Below are 15,330 nucleotides of genomic sequence, written 5' to 3'. Positions count from 1 at the left end.
TGGGCGGCGTCAACCCGGACAATCGACTCTCGTGGGTCATGTGGAGGTCGCCGGCGTCCGGTACGAGCTGCCCGACGGGCGGGTGCTGCTCGACGATGTGTCGTTCCGGGTCGGCGAGGGCGCCAAGGTGGCGCTGGTCGGCGCCAACGGGGCCGGCAAGACCACGCTGTTCCGGATCATCACTGGTGACCTGACCCCCCATGCCGGGGCCGTGACGCGGTCCGGCGGGCTGGGCGTGATGCGACAGATGGTCGACCGGGGCCTCGGCGAGGAGCCGACCATCGCGGACCTGCTGCTCGGGCTCGCGCCGGCGCGGATGCGGGCGGCCGCGGCCGAGGTCGACCGCTGGGAGCTGGCCCTGATGGACACCGACGACGAGTCCACCCAGCTCGCGTACGCCCACGCCCTGGCGGAGTACGCCGACGCCGGCGGGTACGACGTCGAGGTGGTCTGGGACGTGTGCACCGTGAAGGCGCTGGGGGTGCCCTACGACCGGGCGAAGTACCGCGAGCTGCGGACCCTGTCGGGCGGTGAGCAGAAGCGGCTGGTGCTGGAGTACCTCCTCGCGGGCCCGGAGGAGGTGCTGCTTCTCGACGAGCCCGACAACTTCCTCGACGTGCCCGGCAAGATCTGGCTCGAGCAGCGGATCGCCGCCTCCGACAAGACCATCCTGTTCATCAGCCACGACCGGGAGCTGCTCGCCAACGCCGCGACCCACGTCGTGACCGTCGAGCTCGGCGCGGGCGGCGGTGGCAACAGCACCTGGACGCACCCCGGCGGCTTCGCGTCGTACCACGAGGCGCGCAAGGACCGCTTCGCCCGCTTCGCCGAGCTGCGCCGCCGCTGGGACGAGGAGCACGCGAAGATCAAGGCGCTGGTGCTGCGGCTGAAGATCAAGGCCGAGTACAACGACGGAATGTCCTCGCAGTACCGCGCCGCGCAGACCCGGCTGCGCAAGTTCGAGGAGGCCGGCCCGCCGACCGAGCAGCCGCGCGAGCAGCAGGTCACCATGCGCCTGTCCGGGGCGCGCACCGGCAAGCGTGCCGTCGTCTGCGAGGACGTCGAGCTCACCGGCCTGATGAAGCCGTTCGACCTCGAGGTCTGGTACGGCGACCGGCTGGCCGTGCTGGGCTCCAACGGGTCCGGCAAGTCCCACTTCCTGCGTCTGCTCGCGGCCGGCGGCACCGACCCCGACGTCGAGCACCGTCCGGTGGGCGACGTACCGATCGCGCCTGTCGCCCACACCGGCCGTGCCCGCCTCGGTGCGCGCGTGCGTCCCGGCTGGTTCGTGCAGACCCACGAGCACCCCGAGCTGGCCGGCCGGACGCTGCTGGAGATCCTGCACCGCGGCGACGGGACGCCGGCCGGCCGCCAGGGCATGGGCCGCGAGGCCGCGAGCCGGGTGCTCGACCGCTACGAGCTGGCGGGAAGCGCCGAGCAGTCGTTCGACTCACTGTCGGGCGGCCAGCAGGCGCGCTTCCAGATCCTGCTCCTCGAGCTCTCCGGCGCGACCCTGCTGCTCCTCGACGAGCCCACCGACAACCTCGACGTCCAGTCCGCCGAGGCGCTGGAGGAGGGGCTCGAGGCGTTCGACGGCACCGTGGTCGCCGTGACCCACGACCGCTGGTTCGCCCGTGGGTTCGACCGGTTCTGCGTGTTCGGCGCCGACGGCACCGTCTACGAGTCCGACGGACCGGTGTGGGATGAGGGACGGGTCGTCCGCGGACGCTGATCGGCGGGGGTGTAACACGTTGTCCACCCGTCTACCCGGCGGTTGTCGGCGCTTTCGAGGCCGACTCCGGGCCGTTCGGCGCTGACAACTGGCGACCAGTGCGGTGGACGGCGTGTTACAGCGCGGCAAATCGCTTGGTTCCGGCGCTCCCGGATGCAACGGTTGGGGACATCACCCCCTCTTGCTGCGGAAGGACGATCATGGCTGCCAACAGCGCGAACGACGATCTCAAGGCGAAGATGCGCGAGGCTCTCGACCGCAAGAACCACAAGGAGCGGGGCGTCCACGAGGACGGGCCCGCGAAGGAGAAGGCGCACGGCTCCGAAGTGGTCGGCGGCGCACCGAAGATGCACCGGCGCAAGGCCGGTGGCGGCGGCTCCTGACCCCCTGCAACTGGTCGAGGGGGCAGCCTCCCGTCGGAGGCTGCCCCCTCGCGTCGGTGGGAGGGATGCCCGCTCAGGCGTCCGAGCCGAGCTGGAGCTCGGCCGTGCTCTCCTTGCCACCTCGCTGGTAGGTCACCTTCACCGTGTCGCCGGGCCGGTAGGAGCGGACCGTCGCGATCAGCGCCTCCGTGTTCTCGATCTGGCGGCCGTCGATCGCCGTGATGACGTCGTCCTGCGCCAGGCCGGCGTCGGCCGCGGCGGAGCCCTTCTCGAGCTCGGCGATCCGGGCGCCGCTCAGCGTGGTGTCGCTGGAGCCCGCCGTACCGGCCGCGTCCGCGACCTGGATGCCCAGCCGGGCATGGGTCGGGGTCTCCCCGGCCCGGAGCTGATCGATGATCGGCAGCACCTCGTCGATCGGGATCGCGAAGCCGAGGCCGATCGAGCCCGACTCGGCACCCTGACCCGGGGACGTCGAGCGGATGGAGGCGTTGATGCCGACCAGCTGGCCGTCCATGTTGACCAGCGGTCCGCCGCTGTTGCCCGGGTTGATCGCGGCGTCGGTCTGGATGGCCGGATAGGCGGTGGCGTTGCCCTGGGCGTCGCGGGCGACCTCGACCGGCCGGTCGAGCGCGCTGACGATGCCGCTGGTGACGGTCGCGTCCAGGCCGAACGGCGACCCGATCGCGACTACCTGCTCGCCCACGTCGAGGTTGCTCGACTTGCCGATGGTGATCGGCTTCAGGTCGTCCACCCCCTCGACCTTCACCAGGGCCGTGTCGGTGAGGGGATCGGTGCCGACGACGGTCCCGCGCACCTTCGTTCCGTTGTTGAACGACACCGTCACCTCGGCCTGGTCGGCCGGGATCTCGCCGCCGAGGGTGACCACATGGTCGTTGGTGAGGATCAGCCCGTCGCCGTCGAGCACGACCCCCGAGCCGCTGCCGGCGCCGCCGGCCCCCCGGACGTCGAGCGCCACCACGGACGGGAGGACGGCGGCGGCGACCGACTCCACGCTCCCGGACGCCGCGGGCCGGTTGCCGCTGTCGACGACCGGCAGCGACGACGTACGGCTGGTGCTGCTGCCGCCGTCACCGGAGGCCGCGTCGTAGAGAGCCGCACCGCCGATCCCGGCCCCGCCCCCGACCAGCAGCGCACCGGTCAGCACCGTCACCGCGAACCCGGCCCGCCGCGGCCGCCGGGGAGGCGGCGACCACTCGTGGGAGGAGGGAGGCGGGAAGGCCGGCGGGGCGGGCGGTGCCGGCTGGGCCGGAGGGATCGGGGGCAGGGACTGGGTCATGCCTCCACTGTGCGAGCTGTCCCTGTGATCCGGCTGAGGACCGCGTGAGGACTTCCTCTGAGCCCGGCTACACCTGCCGGGGCTGCTCCTCCCAGTACGGCTTGCGCAGCTCCCGCTTGAGGATCTTGCCGGTCGGGTTGCGGGGCAGCGCGGCGATGACGTCGACGGACTTGGGCGCCTTGTAGTGCGCTAGGCGCTCGCGGGTCCACTCGATCAGCTCGACCTCGCTGGCGTCGGATCCCTCGCGCAGCGCGACGACGGCCTTGACCGACTCGCCCCACGTGGGGTCCGGTACGCCGATCACGGCGACCTCGAGCACGCCGGGGTGCTCGGAGAGGACCCGCTCGACCTCGGGGGAGTAGACGTTCTCGCCGCCGGTGATGATCATGTCCTTGAGCCGGTCGGAGACGAAGACGAAGCCGTCCTCGTCGACGTGGCCCATGTCGCCGGTGCGGAACCAGCCGTCGGGGGTGATCGCCTCGGCGGTGGCCTCGGGCTTGTTGAGGAAGCCCTTCATCAGCTGCGGTGTCTTGAGCCAGATCTCGCCGTGCTCGCCGGTGTCGACGTCCGCGAGCGTGGCCGGGTCGACGATGCGGACCTCGCACTCCGGCAGCGGCCTACCGGCGGAGACCAGCCGCTCGGGGTGACCGTCGGCCTCGGCGGTGCGGTGGTCCTCGGGCATCAGGTGGGTGGCGACGCCGGCGACCTCGGTGAGTCCGTAGACCTGGATGAAGTCGGTGTCCGGCCAGGCCTCCATCGCGGCACGGAGCAGCGGCGGCGGCATCGGCGCGGCGCCGTACGTGTAGGTCTTGAGCAGACCGAACAGTTTGACCGCGTCCGGGCCGGCCTGGAGCACCTGCGCGAGGACGGCCGGGACGAGGAAGGTCCGGTTGGCGCCGGCCAGGATCGCGCCGGCGAGCGAGGCCGCGTCGGGCTCGCGGGTCATCACGCTGGGGATGCCGTCGTGGAGCCCGAAGAGGACGTACGACGACCCGCCCACGTGGAACAGCGGCATGGCGACCATCGACTTGTCGCCGGGCTCGAATCCCCAGCCGTCGTGGGCGTTGATCGTGTGTCGGACCATGTTGCGGTGCGTGAGCATCACGCCCTTGGGCCGGCCCGTGGTGCCGGAGGAGTACATGACCAGGCACACGTCGTCCTCGAGCACATCGGGACCGTCGTCGCACGGCGTGGCCGCGGCGAGGAACTGCTCGTACTCGTCGTCGTCACCGCCGTCGGGGGTGACCTCGATGATCCTCTGCACGTCCGGCAGCCGGTCCCGGATCGTCTCGATCGTGGGCATCAGCTCGCGGCCGACGAAGAGCACCTTCGCGCCGGAGTCGTTGACGGCGTAGTCGATCTCGTCGCCGGCCGAGCGCCAGTTGATGATCGCGTTGGCGGCGCCGATCGAGCCCGCCGCGAGGCTGACCTCGACGCAGGCCGGGTGGTTCTTGTCGAGGAAGGAAACGACGTCGCCGCGGGCGATCCCGAGGTCGCGCAGTCCGCCTGCCGCGCGGTGGACCCGGTCGGCCCACTCCCGCCAGGTCCAGGTGCGGCCGAGGTAGGTCATCGCCTCGGCGTCGGGCGTCGCCTCCGCCCAGTAGTTGAGTCGGTCCTCGACGTAGGTCGGTTCGGGGGGCGTGGCTGGCGGCCACGCGCGGGCAGGGGCGGGGGGCTGGGGCTCCGTCGTCGCGCTCATCTCGCAGATTGTGGCTCACATCACAAAGCGGCACAACGGACCGCGCATCGGCCGGTCACCTTGCGTTCACCCGGACCGACGACGATCGAGAGGTGAATCCCCTGCTCCGCGGCGCCGAGGCACCGGCGCCGCGCACGCTCGTCGACGTCCTCCGCCGGACGGTGGCCGACCACCCGGACGCGATGGCGCTCGACAGCGGCAACGACACGGTGACGTACGCCGAGTTCGCCGAGGCCGCCGAGATCGTGGCCGGCGAGCTCGCCGAGCTCGGGATCGGGGCGGGCGACAAGGTCGGGGTCCGGCTGCCGTCGGGCACCACCGACCTGTACGTCGCGATCATGGGGATCCTCTTCGCCGGCGCGGCCTATGTGCCGGTCGACGCCGACGACCCCGAGGAGCGGGCCCGGCTGGTGTTCGGTGAGGCGCGGGTCGCCGCGCTGATCGGCGCGGGCCTGGTCATCGAGTCCCGCCGCGAGGGTGCGCCCCGGGCCCGGCGGGACCCGACGCCGGAGGACGACGCGTGGGTGATCTTCACGTCCGGCTCGACCGGCACGCCCAAGGGCGTCGCGGTGACCCACCGCAACGCCGCGGCGTTCGTGGACGCCGAGGCGGACCTGTTCCTCCAGCAGGCCCCGCTCGGCCCGGAGGACCGGGTGATGGCGGGCCTCAGCGTCGCGTTCGACGCGAGCTGCGAGGAGATGTGGCTGGCCTGGCGGTACGGCGCCTGCCTGGTCCCGGCGCCCCGGGCGCTGGTGCGCAGCGGCGTCGACGTCGGCCCCTGGCTGACGGCGAACGCCATCACGGTCGTCTCCACCGTGCCGACCCTGGTCAGCCTGTGGCCCGACGATGCGCTCGAGCGGGTCCGGCTGCTCATCCTCGGTGGCGAGGCGCTGCCGCCCGAGCTGGCCGCCCGCCTGGTCACACCCGGTCGCGAGGTCTGGAACACCTACGGGCCCACCGAGGCCACGGTCGTCGCCTGCGGCGCCCTCGTCGACGCCGAGGGCCCGGTCCGGATCGGACTGCCCCTGGCCGGCTGGGACCTGGTGGTCGTCGACCCGGCGACGGGTGAGCCGGTCGCCGAGGGGGAGCCCGGCGAGCTGATCATCGGCGGCGTCGGGCTCGCGCGCTACCTGGATCCCGCCAAGGACGCGGAGAAGTACGCGCCCATGCCCACGCTCGGCTGGGAGCGCGCGTACCGCAGCGGCGACATCGTCGTGAACGATTCCGGCGGCCTGCTCTTCACCGGCCGAGCCGACGACCAGGTCAAGGTCGGTGGCCGCCGGATCGAGCTCGGCGAGGTCGACTCCGCGCTCCTGGCGCTGCCCGGCGTCAGCGCCGCCGCGGCGGCCGTGCGTCGCACCAGCAGCGGCAACCAGCTGCTCGTCGGCTATGTCGCCACCACGGCGGACTACGACGGTGCCGCTGCGACGGCCCACCTGCGGGCCACCATGCCGGCCGCCCTGGTGCCGCGTCTGGCCGTCGTCGACGACATCCCGACCCGCACCTCCGGCAAGGTCGACCGCGACGCGCTGCCGTGGCCGCTGGCGGCCGCTGACCCCGCCGACGCGGGTCTGCACGGGACCGCCGCCCGGCTCGCGGAGATCTGGCAGCAGGTGATCGGTGCCGCGCCCGACGGCCCCGGCGCGGACTTCTTCGACCTCGGTGGCGGCAGTCTGACCGCCGCCCAGGTGGTCACCCTGCTGCGCGCGGACCACGCCGAGCTGACCGTCGCCGACCTCTACGAGAACCCGACGATCGGCGCCCTGGCCGGCTTCCTCGACTCGCTGGAGCCGATGGCCCTGGCCGAGCAGAGCCGCAAGGTGATGCCGATCCCGCGCAAGACCCAGATCGGCCAGGTGGTCGCGATCCCGCTGCTGCGGGCGCTGGCCGCGCCCCGCTGGGTGGCGGGGACGCTCACCCTCGCGCGGATCGGGCACGACGTCCTCGACGTGAGATGGCTGCCGGCCGTGCCGTGGTGGCTGCTGGTCCTGCTGCTCGTCGTCTTCGTCAGCCCGCCCGGTCGGATGCTCGTCGCCGCCAAGCTGGCGCGGGCGGTCCTCGCCGGCGTCGAGCCGGGCGCCTACCCGCGCGGCGGCAAGGTGCACCTGCGGATCTGGACGGCCGAGCGGCTGGCCGACGAGCTCGGCGCGACCCGGCTCGCGGGAGCGCCGTACATCACCTGGTACGCCCGGCTCCTCGGCGCGAAGGTCGCCCGCGGCGCCGACCTCCACTCGCTGCCTCCCGTCACCGGTCACCTGACCGTCGGCAAGGGGGCCTCGGTCGAGCCCGAGGTGGACCTGACCGGCTACTGGATCGACGGCGACACCCTCCACGTCGGCGGCATCCGGATCGGCCGGCGCGCCCGCGTCGGCACCCGCTCGATGCTGTGTCCCGGCGCGGTCGTCGGCGACGACGCCGAGGTCGCGCCCGGCTCGGCCGTGTTCGGCGAGGTCCCGACCGGCGAGTTCTGGTCGGGGGCGCCCGCCGTGCGGATGAGCTCCGCCGCACGAGGCCCCTGGGCCGAGCGCCCGCCGGCATCGCGGCGCTCGCTGCGCACCTGGGCGATGGCGTACGCCGCCGTGGCGGGTCTCCTCTCCTGCCTGCCCGCGGTCGCCGTGCTGGTCGTGGCGGTGCCCGTCCTGCTGCTGGCCGATGTCGGCGCCACCACAGGTGCCGGCGACGCGGCCGTGACCCTCGCGCCCTGGCTGGTTCCGGGCGTCCTGGCCGGGTTCGTCGTCCTGGCCGCCCTGATCGTCGGCGTCGTGCGGCTTCTCGCGCGCGGCGTCAAGGCCGGCGCGCATCCGCTGCAGAGCGGCCCGGCGTTGTGCGTATGGTCGACGATCCGGGTGCTCGACGAGGCCCGGACCTGGCTGTTCCCGCTCTACAGCTCGCAGCTCACCCCGGTCTGGCTGCGAGTGCTGGGCGCGCGGATCGGCAAGGACGTCGAGGCCTCGACCGCCTTGATGATCCCGTCGCTGGTGAGCGTCAGCGACCAGGCCTTCCTCGCCGACGACACCCTCATCGGCGGCTACGAGCTCGGCGGCGGCTGGCTGCGCGCCGAGCGGGTCAAGGTCGGCAAGCGCGCCTTCGTCGGCAACTCCGCGATGGCGGCCCCCGGCCGCAAGGTCCCGAAGCGCTCGCTCGTCGCGGTGCTCTCGGCCGCGCCCGCCCGGGGCACCTTCAAGGCCGGCGAGTCCTGGCTCGGCAGCCCGCCGGCGGCGCTGCGGCGCGCGGCGCAGGGGTCCGCCGACGAGCGCACCTACGCCCCGCCGGCCCGGCTCAAGGTGGCCCGCGCCTGCTGGGAGGTCGCGCGCCTGCTCCCGGTCACCCTGGCCGTGGCCCTGCACCTGGCCGTCGTCCTCGGCACCCTCGCCGTCGGGGACCGGCACGGCGCCCTGGCCGGGGCGCTCGTCGTACCCGTCCTGCTGTGGGGTGCCGGGATCGTCGCCGCGGTGGTCGCCATCCTCGCGAAGTGGCTGCTCGTGGGCCGGGTCCGCGCGGGCTCGCACCCGCTGTGGAGCTCGTTCGTGTGGCGCAACGAGCTCGCCGACACCTTCGTCGAGGTGGTCGCGACGCCCTGGTTCGCCGGGCTCGCGACGGGCTCGCCGCTCATCGCGGTCTGGTTCCGCGCGATGGGCGCCAAGGTCGGCCGCGGCGTGTGGTGCGAGTCGTACTGGCTGCCCGAGCCCGACCTCGTCGAGCTCGGCGACGGCGCCACGGTCAACCAGGGCAGCGTCGTGCAGACCCACCTGTTCCACGACCGGCTGCTCGCGACCGACACCGTCCGGCTGCACCGCGGCGCGACCGTCGGCCCGAACTCGGTGGTGCTGCCCGCCGCGTCCTTGGGGAAGCACGCTACGGTCGGGCCGGTGTCGTTGGTGATGAGGGGGGAGTCCGTGCCGGACAAGACGCGCTGGATCGGCAATCCCATCGGTCCGTGGGCCGACTGAGGGCGTTGTTCGTGCCGAACCTCCCCACCGCCGACGCGTACCTGCCGGGCCACGGCGACCCGTCGTACGCCGTGCGGCACTACGACCTCGACCTCGCCTACGTCCCCGACGGCAACCGTCTGAGCGGGACCGCGGTCCTCGACCTGGTCGTCCGCGAGGAGACCGCGCGGCTGGTCCTCGACCTCGCCCACCTGCGGGCCACCAAGCTGCGGCTCGACGGTGGACAGCCGGCGCCGCGGATCAAGAAGTGGTCGGCGCGCGGCCACCGGCTGGTCCTGCAGCTCGACCGGCCGGTCGCCGCCGGCGACGAGCTGCGGCTGACGGTCGTCTACGGCGGCTCGCCCCGGCCGGTCGTCGACCGCCACCACGGCGACGCCGGGTGGGAGGAGCTCGAGGACGGCGTCATCGTCGCGGCCCAGCCGCACGGCGCTCCGACCTGGTTCCCCTGCAACGACCGCCCCGACGACAAGGCGACCTACCGGACCACCGTCACCGCGCCCACCGGCTATGTCGTCGTCGCCAACGGGACCCTCGCCGGCCACCAGCGGCACGCCGGCGCCGAGAGCTGGACCTATGCCATGGACCGGCCGATGGCGACCTACCTCGCCACCGTCCAGATCGGCCGCTACGCCACCACCGAGCACGACGCGCGCACCCGGACCGTCGCGCCGCCCGATGCCGACCTGGCCGGCTCGTTCGACCGGCAGCCCGCGATGATGGAGTTCTTCGAGCGCGCCTTCGGGCCCTATCCGTTCGACGCCTACGCCGCCGTGGTCACCGACGACGAGCTCGAGATCCCGCTCGAGAGCCAGAGCCTGTCGACCTTCGGCCGCAACTTCTGCTCGCCGGACTGGTCGCAGGTGCGGCTGATCGCCCACGAGCTCGCCCACCAGTGGTACGGCAACGCCGTCACCCTGCGCCACTGGCGCGACATCTGGCTGCACGAGGGATTCGCCTGCTACGCCGAGTGGCTGTGGTCCGAGGAGAGCGGCGGTCCACGCACCTGCGACGCGTGGGCCCGCCACCACCACGAGCGCCTCGCCGGGCTGGACCAGGACCTGGTCCTCGCCGACCCGGGCGCGGAGCTGATGTTCGACGACCGGGTCTACAAGCGCGGCGCCCTCACCCTCCACGCCCTGCGGGTCGCCGTCGGCGACCACGCCTTCTTCGCCGTCCTGCGCGACTGGGCGGCCACCCGTGCGGGGGAGTCGGTCACCACCGAGGACTTCCTCGCGTTCGCCTCCGAGCGCACCGGCGCCGACGCCGCGGCGCTGCTCCGGCCGTGGCTGTACGACGCCGCGCTGCCGTCCTATCCACAGGGCTGAGGGCCGCGGTTGCCGCCGCCGTCCCGGTTGCGTTGACTGATCGGGTCGGCGACGATCTCGGGAGACGCCGAAACCGGAAGGAGCAGCGATGACCGTGGCGATGCACCCCACCGATGACCTGCGACGCATCCCCATGAGCTGGGAGGACTTCCTCGACCACCCCGAGACCGGCGAGTACTACGGGGGGTGCCTGGTCATCATGCCGCCGGCAACCAAGAAGCATCAGCAGATCATCAAGCGGCTCGAGCGGCTGGTCGATGCCGTCCTCCCAGCCGGTGCCGAGGCGTTGCAGTCGCTCGGCTGGTCGCCGCGAGGAGTCCAGGAGCACCTCATCCCCGACTTGACGGTGTTCCGGGACGACAGCGACGACGACGTGTTCGCCGACGTGCCTCTGCTGGTCGTCGAGGTGCTCTCCACCAACCGGCGCGACGACCTCGTGGGCAAGGTGCAGCGCTACGCCGCGTGGGGCGCCCCGTCGTACTGGATCGTCGACCCGCGCGACCACGAGGTCACCACGATGCGGCTCGTCGACGGCTTCTACCTCGAGACCGGCCGCTTCGCCAGCGGCCAGGTGGTGCTCGCCTACGGCGACGTCGAGGTCCCCGTCGATATCGACGCGCTGCTCGCCTGAGCGTCGGCCTCAGCCGGGGAGCAACCCGAGGGCCGCCAGCTCGGCGCGCAGCGTCGGGGCGTCGGTGAACACGATCCCCGCCATCCCGAGGGACGCGGCCGCCTCTACGTTGCCCACGTTGTCGTCGACGAACACCAGCTGCTCGGGCACCAGCCCCGACCGCTCGGCGGCGAGGAGGAAGATGCGCGGGTCGGGCTTCGCGATCCGCTCGGTGCCGGACACGACGACGTGGTCGAGCAGGTCGAGGAGGTCGAATCGTCCTGCCGCATGGGCCTGGTAGAGCTCGTGGGACCAGTTGGTCAGCCCGCACTGGGGCACGCCGGCGGCGTGCAGCTCGCGTACCACCGCGACGGACGCGGGGAGCTCGCTCAGCGCCGCGGGGAAGTGCCGATGGTAGGCGTGCCCGTGCGGTGACCACTCGGGGTGGAGACGGTCGAGCTCGGCCAACGCGTCGGCCCAGGAGCGGCCGGCGTCGCACGCGTGGTTCCAGGCGCCGAAGTCGAACTCGGCGAGGAACCGACGCGCCTCGGCGTCGCCGACGCCCGCGGCCACCGCGGCGAGCGGCTGCCAGTCGATGAGGACGTTGCCCAGATCCCAGACGACCCCTGCCACGTCGGTGGCAGGGGTCGAGGAGGGTACGGCGGAGCGGGGCAAGCTCAGGCCCAGCGCTCCTCGGCGGGAACGAAGGTCAGGCCGCGGTCACCGGTGTAGATCTGCTTCGGGCGGGCGATCTTCTGCTCCTTGTCGCCGGTCAGCTCCAGCCACTGCGCGAGCCAGCCGGGGGTGCGGCCGATGGCGAACAGGACCGTGAACATCTCGGGCGGGAACTCCAGCGCCTCGTAGATCAGGCCCGAGTAGAAGTCGACATTGGGGTAGAGCTTGCGCTTGACGAAGTACTCGTCCTCCAGCGCGATCTTCTCCAGCTCCATCGCGACCTCGAGGAGCGGGTTGACCCCGGTCACCTCGAAGACGTCGTCGGTGGCCTTCTTGATGATCTTGGCGCGCGGGTCGTAGTTCTTGTAGACCCGGTGGCCGAAGCCCATCAGCCGCTCGTCGCCGTTCTTCACACCCTCGATGAAGGCGGGGATGTTCTCCTTGCTGCCGATCCGGCGCAGCATCCGCAGCACGGCCTCGTTGGCGCCGCCGTGCAGCGGGCCGAAGAGGGCGCCGATGCCGGCGGCCACGGCGGAGTACGGGTCGACCTGCGAGGAGCCCACGGAGCGGACCGCGTTGGTCGAGCAGTTCTGCTCGTGGTCGGCGTGCAGGATGAACAGCACGTCGAGGGCCTTGGCGATGCGCGGGTCGGCGGCGTACTTCGACTCGCTCATCTTGAAGAGCATGGAGAGGAAGTTCTCGGCGTACGACAGCTCGTTGTCCGGGTAGACGTAGGGCTTGCCCTGCGCGTGCCGGAAGGCCCACGCGCCGAGGGTCGGCATCTTGGCGATCATCCGGACGATCTGGATGTGGCGGTTCTCCGGGTCGTCGATGCGGCTCGACTCGGGATAGAACGTCGACAGGGCCCCCACCGACGCCATCAGCATCCCCATCGGGTGCGCGTCGTACCGGAAGCCCTGCATGAAGCCCTTGACGTTCTCGTGCACGAACGTGTGGAAGGTGATGTCGTGCACCCACTGCTCGTACTGCTCCTTGGTGGGCAGTTCGCCGTGGATGAGGAGGTAGGCGACCTCGAGGAAGTTCGACTTCTCCGCGAGCTGCTCGATGGGGTAGCCGCGATACTCGAGGATCCCCTTGTCGCCGTCGATGTAGGTGATGGCACTGCGACAGGAGGCGGTGTTGACGAAGCCCGGGTCGTAGGTGGCCAGTCCCGGCTCGTCGTCGTTGAGCTTGATCTGCCCGAGGTCCGCGGCCTTGATGGTGCCGTCGGCGATCGGGATCTCGTACTCCGCGCCGGTGCGGTTGTCGCGTACGGTGAGAGAGTCAGTCACCCTGCCAACCTAGTCGGCCACGTCACAGAGGCGGTAGCCGGTGTCCCGATCGGTGACCGCGGACCGGTGACCGGCGCCGGGCGAGCAGCCATCCGGCGAGCAGCGCGAGCGGGAACATCACGACGCCGTAGACCGCCGCGGGCACCGCCAGGGTGTCGTTGTCGAGCACGCCGATCGCGATCGCGATGGCGAGCGTGCTGTTGTGGATCCCGACCTCGAACGCCGAGGCGAGAGCCTGCTTCTGCTCGACCCCGAGCAGCCGGGGGAGCAGGTAGCCGACGCCCAGGCTGAGCGCGCAGAACAGGGTGGTGGCGATGCCGACGTCGGCGATGTAGTCGGCGAGGTTCTCACGCTCGCCGACCAGCGCTCCGACGATCACCAGCGCGAGGACGACCGCCGAGGCGATCCGGACCGGGCGGTCGGCGCGGGCGGCGACGTGGGGTGAGGAGCGCCGCACGAGCATGCCCAGCGCCACCGGCACCAGCACGATCGCGAAGACCTGGGCGGTCTTGCCGAGCTGCAGTCCGATGTCCTCGGCTCCGGGTGGGTCGAACCAGCCGACGGCGAGGTTGACGACCAGCGGGAGACTGACGACGGCGATCAGCGAGTTCACCGCGGTCAGTGTGATGTTGAGGGCCACGTCGCCACGGAACAGATGGCTGAACAGATTGGCGGTCGTACCGCCCGGCGAGGCTGCCAGCAGCATCATCCCGACCGCGAGGATCGGGGCCAGGTCGAGCGCGAGGACCAGACCGAGACAGAGGGCGGGCAGCACGACGAGCTGGGCCACCAGGGCGACCGCGACCGGCAGCGGCGTGCGGCCGATGCGCCGGAAGTCGTCGGTCGTGAGCGCGAGGCCGAGGCCGAACATGATGATCGCCAGCGCGGCCGGCAGGCCGACCGAGACCAGTCCTGAGTCCATGGCCCGGCTCCTCCGCATTTTGACCGTGGTAGGGGGCGCCCGTAGTGTTGCAGGTCGCGTCTTCTGCCGCTTCGCGTCACGACCTCGGTCGGGGCACGGGGCAGACCCGGATCGCCTGTGGATCGTCGAGAGACGAGCGTGCGTGGGCCGGGCTGAGTTCGTCAGGAGTACGTCGCCCGAGCGGCCGGGGTCACCGACCGCGCAGGGCAACCCGGGCGGCGACCGTCGTACGGGCAACGAACTAGCAAGGAGGGTACGCATCATGCGCACCTACGCTCCGAAGCCCGGCGACATCGAGCGCGCCTGGCTCGTGATCGACGCGAACGACGTCGTCCTCGGTCGCCTGGCTGTCACCGCCGCCAATCTGCTGCGCGGCAAGCACAAGGCGATCTTCGCGCCCAACACCGACACCGGTGACTACGTCATCATCGTCAACGCCGACAAGGTGGCCCTGTCCGGCAACAAGCGGGCCGACAAGATGGTCTACCGCCACTCCGGCTTCCCGGGTGGTCTGACCGCCACCCCGATCGGTGACGTCATCGACAAGGACGCCCGCAAGGCCGTCGAGAAGGCCGTCTGGGGCATGCTGCCGAAGAACCGCCTCGGCCGGCAGATCATCAAGAAGCTGAAGGTCTACAGCGGCCCGGCTCACCCCCACCAGGCCCAGCAGGCCGTGCCCTACGAGATCTCCCAGATCTCCCAGTGACTTCTCGACTGATCTGAACGGACTGAGGACAACGATCGTGACTGAGAACAACAGCACCACCCCCGGTGAGGTCGAGGAGACCTTCGAGACCGACGAGCAGGGTGTCGCCTACACCAGCGAGACCTCCCCGTCGGCCGCCGTCGACAACCGCCCCGTGACCGTCGCCCCCGGCGCCGCCACCGGTCGCCGCAAGGAGGCCGTCGCCCGCGTGCGCATCGTCCCCGGCACCGGCAGCTGGACCATCAACGGCCGGACCATCGACGACTACTTCCCCAACAAGCTGCACCAGCAGGTCGTCAACGAGCCGTTCGCGGCGCTCGGCCTCGAGGGCCGTTTCGACGTGATCGCCCGCATCCACGGCGGCGGCATCACCGGCCAGGCCGGCGCGCTGCGCCTCGGCGTGGCCCGCTCGCTCAACGGGATCGACCTCGACGCCTACCGCCCGACCCTGAAGAAGGCCGGTCTGCTGACCCGCGACGCCCGGGCGACCGAGCGTAAGAAGGCCGGTCTCAAGAAGGCCCGTAAGGCCCCGCAGTACAGCAAGCGCTGATCCTGCGCCGCGTGCCGGGCACCGCAGCGAGCGACTGTCGCCGCTCGACGACCGCTCCGCTTCCAAGGTCGCCTTCGCGGCTCCGCCTTGCGAGGCACTCCGACACGCGACGCAGCGCAAGATAGTCACGACAGGGCCACGCACCGCAGCCGCGGTCCGTGGCCCTGTCGCCATTTCCCACCCGCACCG

The 15,330-nt window shown here is 71.8% G+C and carries 12 protein-coding genes; 7 read left to right on the top strand and 5 right to left on the bottom strand.

Translation table 11 applies throughout. From position 1 onward, the window contains the following. Positions 1–31: 31 nt before the first annotated feature. Positions 32–1,732, top strand: coding sequence for an ATP-binding cassette domain-containing protein (locus RB608_RS03640; RefSeq protein WP_308086442.1), 1,701 nt, complete (start codon positions 32–34; stop codon positions 1,730–1,732). 200 nt (positions 1,733–1,932) lie between these two features. After that, positions 1,933–2,115, top strand: coding sequence for a DUF5302 domain-containing protein (locus RB608_RS03635; RefSeq protein WP_308086441.1), 183 nt, complete (start codon positions 1,933–1,935; stop codon positions 2,113–2,115). Between the two features lie 73 nt (positions 2,116–2,188). Here RB608_RS03635 and RB608_RS03630 read toward each other — a convergent pair whose 3' ends face one another. Further along, entirely contained in the window at positions 2,189–3,412 is a 1,224-nt protein-coding gene (locus RB608_RS03630) for a trypsin-like peptidase domain-containing protein (RefSeq protein ID WP_308086440.1), read from the bottom strand. A gap of 67 nt (positions 3,413–3,479) precedes the next feature. Beyond that, positions 3,480–5,111 (bottom strand): long-chain-fatty-acid--CoA ligase, encoded by a 1,632-nt coding sequence (locus RB608_RS03625; protein ID WP_308086439.1) that lies wholly within the window; start codon positions 5,109–5,111, stop codon positions 3,480–3,482. Positions 5,112–5,203: 92 nt separating this feature from the next. On the opposite strand from RB608_RS03625, the gene RB608_RS03620 reads away from it, so the two are divergent. The 3 genes from RB608_RS03620 (at position 5,204) to RB608_RS03610 (ending at position 11,017) form a co-directional block, all read left to right on the top strand. Continuing rightward, positions 5,204–9,061 (top strand): Pls/PosA family non-ribosomal peptide synthetase, encoded by a 3,858-nt coding sequence (locus tag RB608_RS03620; RefSeq protein WP_308086438.1) that lies wholly within the window; start codon positions 5,204–5,206, stop codon positions 9,059–9,061. A gap of 11 nt (positions 9,062–9,072) precedes the next feature. After that, positions 9,073–10,386, top strand: coding sequence for a M1 family metallopeptidase (locus RB608_RS03615; RefSeq protein ID WP_308086437.1), 1,314 nt, complete (start codon positions 9,073–9,075; stop codon positions 10,384–10,386). 88 nt (positions 10,387–10,474) lie between these two features. Further along, complete coding sequence (locus RB608_RS03610) at positions 10,475–11,017, top strand: Uma2 family endonuclease (protein ID WP_308086436.1); 543 nt, start codon at positions 10,475–10,477, stop codon at positions 11,015–11,017. A 9-nt stretch (positions 11,018–11,026) separates the two neighbouring features. On the opposite strand, the gene RB608_RS03605 is transcribed toward RB608_RS03610, so the two are convergent. Genes RB608_RS03605 through RB608_RS03595 form a run of 3 tightly spaced genes read right to left on the bottom strand, consistent with a single transcriptional unit; the run spans position 11,027 to position 13,885 of the window. Beyond that, positions 11,027–11,671 (bottom strand): HAD family phosphatase, encoded by a 645-nt coding sequence (locus tag RB608_RS03605; protein WP_308086435.1) that lies wholly within the window; start codon positions 11,669–11,671, stop codon positions 11,027–11,029. Between the two features lie 2 nt (positions 11,672–11,673). After that, positions 11,674–12,963: a citrate synthase gene (locus RB608_RS03600; protein ID WP_308086434.1), complete on the bottom strand. Its 1,290-nt coding sequence runs from the start codon at positions 12,961–12,963 to the stop codon at positions 11,674–11,676. A gap of 22 nt (positions 12,964–12,985) precedes the next feature. After that, positions 12,986–13,885 (bottom strand): bile acid:sodium symporter family protein, encoded by a 900-nt coding sequence (locus tag RB608_RS03595; RefSeq protein ID WP_308086433.1) that lies wholly within the window; start codon positions 13,883–13,885, stop codon positions 12,986–12,988. A 262-nt stretch (positions 13,886–14,147) separates the two neighbouring features. Between RB608_RS03595 and rplM the strand changes: the two genes are divergently transcribed. Next, positions 14,148–14,591 carry a 50S ribosomal protein L13 gene (gene rplM, locus RB608_RS03590; RefSeq protein WP_308086432.1) on the top strand — a complete coding sequence of 148 codons (444 nt, stop codon included), beginning with the start codon at positions 14,148–14,150 and terminating at the stop codon, positions 14,589–14,591. A gap of 34 nt (positions 14,592–14,625) precedes the next feature. Then, positions 14,626–15,141: a 30S ribosomal protein S9 gene (gene rpsI, locus RB608_RS03585; protein WP_392390966.1), complete on the top strand. Its 516-nt coding sequence runs from the start codon at positions 14,626–14,628 to the stop codon at positions 15,139–15,141. The last annotated feature ends 189 nt before the right edge of the window (positions 15,142–15,330 follow it).

The sequence above is a fragment of the Nocardioides sp. LHD-245 genome (assembly GCF_030929495.1).
In the GTDB taxonomy this organism is placed as follows: domain Bacteria; phylum Actinomycetota; class Actinomycetes; order Propionibacteriales; family Nocardioidaceae; genus Nocardioides.
Note: the sequence above shows the minus strand (reverse complement) of the source record. Positions and strands in the feature narration are given on the sequence as shown.

What these genes read in the sequence shown, in the direction of transcription:
- RB608_RS03635 (WP_308086441.1), top strand. Translation starts at nt 1,933, where the DNA reads ATGGCTGCCAACAGCGCGAACGACGATCTCAAGGCGAAGATGCGCGAG.
- RB608_RS03630 (WP_308086440.1), bottom strand. Translation starts at nt 3,412, where the DNA reads ATGACCCAGTCCCTGCCCCCGATCCCTCCGGCCCAGCCGGCACCGCCC.
- RB608_RS03625 (WP_308086439.1), bottom strand. Translation starts at nt 5,111, where the DNA reads ATGAGCGCGACGACGGAGCCCCAGCCCCCCGCCCCTGCCCGCGCGTGG.
- RB608_RS03610 (WP_308086436.1), top strand. Translation starts at nt 10,475, where the DNA reads ATGACCGTGGCGATGCACCCCACCGATGACCTGCGACGCATCCCCATG.
- RB608_RS03595 (WP_308086433.1), bottom strand. Translation starts at nt 13,885, where the DNA reads ATGGACTCAGGACTGGTCTCGGTCGGCCTGCCGGCCGCGCTGGCGATC.
- rplM (WP_308086432.1), top strand. Translation starts at nt 14,148, where the DNA reads ATGCGCACCTACGCTCCGAAGCCCGGCGACATCGAGCGCGCCTGGCTC.